Source organism: Vibrio sp. OPT46 (assembly GCF_015163535.1).
GTDB classification, from domain to species: domain Bacteria; phylum Pseudomonadota; class Gammaproteobacteria; order Enterobacterales; family Vibrionaceae; genus Vibrio; species Vibrio alginolyticus.
This window is the reverse complement of record NZ_JADDYG010000824.1, coordinates 24,107-27,571: the sequence shown is the minus strand read 5'-3', so window position 1 is coordinate 27,571 and position 3,465 is coordinate 24,107. Positions and strand designations below refer to the sequence as shown.

At 44.6% G+C, this 3,465-nt stretch carries 2 protein-coding genes; both read right to left on the bottom strand.

Annotated elements, in window-relative coordinates:
• A partial coding sequence (locus IQR33_RS28210; protein WP_193844262.1) for a DUF3450 family protein occupies positions 1–338 on the bottom strand: 338 nt, incomplete at its 3' end.
• Between the two features lie 65 nt (positions 339–403).
• Entirely contained in the window at positions 404–3,004 is a 2,601-nt protein-coding gene (locus IQR33_RS28205) for a TonB-dependent receptor plug domain-containing protein (protein WP_017634998.1), read from the bottom strand.
• Positions 3,005–3,465 lie beyond the last annotated feature (461 nt).

Here is a 3,465-nt window from a genome sequence, read left to right as displayed (position 1 = left end):
TTAAGTGTTAGTGGCACTACTTCTGTTGCCGTTTGATCGATCTGAGCAATTTGGTTATTTAATGAGTCCAATTCACCTTGCTGTGATTGAACCATACGGTTAATTTGCTCGTTGTAGACTTTCATGCTGTCGATTTGACGTAGTAAGCCTTTGTATTCTGCCAACATGCCTTCAGTACTTTCGGCATAATTGTCGATTTTTTGTTGCGAAGCTTCTGAAGATTGATTTGCTTTTGCTTGTGTGGAAACGACAGCACCAGAGTTGGCCGCTATAGAGCTACTACTGATAGTAAGCAATGCTGCAGCTATGGCACTGAGACCAAATTCCTTGAATTTCATGGTTGCATCCTTGTCAGTGTTTTAGTCAGTCGAAAAGGGCGCGGAAAACCCGCGCCAAATATTTTTTAGAAGTCGTATGATGCCTCGACGTATAGCTGACGTCCGATTGGATCGTCATACCCAGTTGCATAGAATGGAGAGGTATCGCTTAGAGGATCTGCAGGCGGTACTTTGTCAAACATGTTGATAGCACCAAGAGTTACACGACCACTCTCGTTGAATTGGTAAGAAGCCGTTAGGTTCCACGTTGTCATACTAGCGATTTCTGCTTTGTAACCCGCTTTTTTAGCAGAATCACAGTCATCAAAGTAGTAACGGTTTGCGTAGCTTGAACACATACGGTCGCGGTATTTACCAAATAGGTTGATAGCGACATCTTCATATGCCCAGCCAAGATTTAACGTTGCGGTGTATTCAGGCATGAAATCTCTTTCATCCGTTACAGGCTCGCTGTCGTTTTCTTGATATTCAGCAATCAAGATCTTCGTTACAGCAACACGCGTGTTAAATGAACCGAACTCATTAGTGTCGTATGCGTATTTGATCGCTAGGTCAATACCAGAACGCTCTTCATACGACTGGTTCACTGGACCATAGGATACCGACTTGATGGTGCCATCTGGGTTACGAACGACTTCAGTACCTGGGTATTTACCTGGATCGTTAATTACATCTTGGTAAGTTGGTGCAGTTACGACGTCTTCCATCTTGATGTGGTACCAGTCAACGGTTACACCAAGATCATCCACAGGCTCCCACGCTAGGCCCAAGTTAATGTTTGTACTTGTTTCTTCTTTCAGCTCTGAGTTAGGGCCATTAAGCGTATCGAAGTACTGAGTATCACACTCTGGGTACTTGTCTTTATCTTGTGGGCCGCTACCACCAGCGTTGGCACAAAGCACAGGGTCAAAACCAGAACCAAAGCCTCGAGTTTGATCACCAAATAGTCGCTTCAAGTCCGGAGCTCGGAAGCCTAGACCGTAGCTACCACGTAGCAATAGGGTGTCAGTAGGACGGTATGCTAGGGCTACTTTAGGAGTGAATGCGCCGCCAGTTGCCGAGTCGTCGAAGTAGTGGTCGTAACGACCAGCGACAGTCATTTCTAAATCTTCAATGATAGGAATAAGAGCTTCAACACCAAGACCAATCTGATCGCGGTCACCGCCGCCTGATGTTCCACCTAGACCAGAGAAACCACCAGCTGCTGTTGTAGCATCAATCGTCTCATTGTAGTCAGTACGGTTCCATTCACCATAAACAGCAAAGCCAGACATACCTGCAGGAAGTTCAACCAAATCACCAGCCAGTGAGCCGTTAACAGAGTAAAGCTTTGAGTAAGCTTCTTTGCTTGAAGTGCCGCTGTATTTGTCTACAACGTCTTGTGAGATAGGCCCTAGAAGATCGACATCACCATTTTGTACAGCTTGGTCGAGAGTTAGAAAGATTGCTGGGTTGCTTGTTTCAACGCTTTGCTCAGAGTAACCAGCGGATAGGTCCCAATCATACGTATCAGCAAGCAGGCCGTTCAAGCCTAAGGTTAAGCCAAAAGAATCGGCTTCAGTGTTACTTTCACGTGGTCCAAATTCGACCATACGGCGAGTGTATTCGCCTTCGCCGCGGAAGTGAGTGGCATCAACTTCAACGCTGTAAGGGTTAGGTTCGAATTCAGATTCTGTAGACTTGTAGCCAAAACGGGCTTCTGCCATGGCAGTGACATTGTCGTTAATGTCCATTTCACCACGTAAAAGTAGGTCTACTTGTTTGTTTTCTGGTTTTAATGTTCGGTATGCAGAGCGGTTAACACCACACTTCCCATCCGCTCGTTCAATCGCGGCATCACCAACGACTTCTTTACATGAAGAACCAGCATCAGCTGGTGTTAGAAGTGTTCCGTTGGCGCCTTCAAAGTTTGCACCGTAGCTAGAGTAGCCACTTAGCTGAGAACGGCTAGAACCGTCATCGCCAGCCCAATCATCTCGGTCAGATTGCTTTAGCATTTCGTTGCCCGCAAATTGGCCAACGAAGAGAATACGTTTGTCGTCAAAGTTTTTGCCAGCTACAACGTCTAAACGACCATTTTGGTAACCACCATCCGTCGCGTCACCCGCGCGTACTTTTACAGAAACGCCATCAAAGTCTTTCTTTAAAATGAAGTTTACGACACCACCGATTGCGTCGGAGCCGTAGATAGCAGAACCTGAGTCGGTCATTACTTCAACACGCTCAATAGCGGCGACAGGGATTTGGCCGATATCTTGGAAGTTAGATGTACCATCTTGTGCTAGCGGGTATTGAGGAAGACGACGGCCATCAATAAGAATCAATGTGCGTGACGCGCCAAGGCCACGTAAGTTGACTGACTGCGCTGCTGGTGTAAACGAGAAAGAGTCTGTTTGAGCCATTACACCACCTGTGTTTTGGGTCAAACTGTTCAATACGTCTTGCGCGCTGTTAAAGCCTTTAGACTCAATGTCTTTACTATTAATAACAGTAACTGGTGAAGGACCTTCCATATCCGTCGTGGAGATACGCGAACCAGTAACTTTCATCTTTTGAAGTTTTTCAACTTGCTGCTCTTCTGCCAGTGCTGTTGCTGGGGCTGCAACTGCTGCTGTCCCCAAAGCAAGGCTTATCGCAACAGATAAAGCGGTTGTGTTTTTATACATCCTTGTTGCTCCGATTATTATTATTTCCTATGTCTGGCCGCATAGCGGCCAAATGTGACGTTAATATTTCGTTAACGTTCGGCCAATGTATAACCGAGATGAAAAAAGGAAGTCAAACCAGTGGTAAACGGGGATGCTTAAATGTAAAAAAGATGTGAACGACTGGGCTTTGTTAAAAAGGCGGAATAAAAAACCGAATAAAGTTTATGAATCGATATTAAATTTCAATAAAACACCGTATTTTGTGTTTCTTATAAACTTTAATGACTTATCTTGCCTATGGTTTTTTAGTGGGTAATTGAATCTGGAAAAAGATATTTTTCCAGTGAATTGTTCTGAGATGAGTTTTATATCGAATCCATACTTTGTTAGCTCGAACTTATTAGGTGGTATCAAAATATGATACCCATTGCGGTTAAAGGGCTCACTCGTATTTTTAGGTCAAATATAACCTTGGATTA

Coding starts and splice junctions, on each gene's coding strand:
- IQR33_RS28205 (WP_017634998.1), bottom strand. CDS start 3,004: ATGTATAAAAACACAACCGCTTTATCTGTTGCGATAAGCCTTGCTTTG.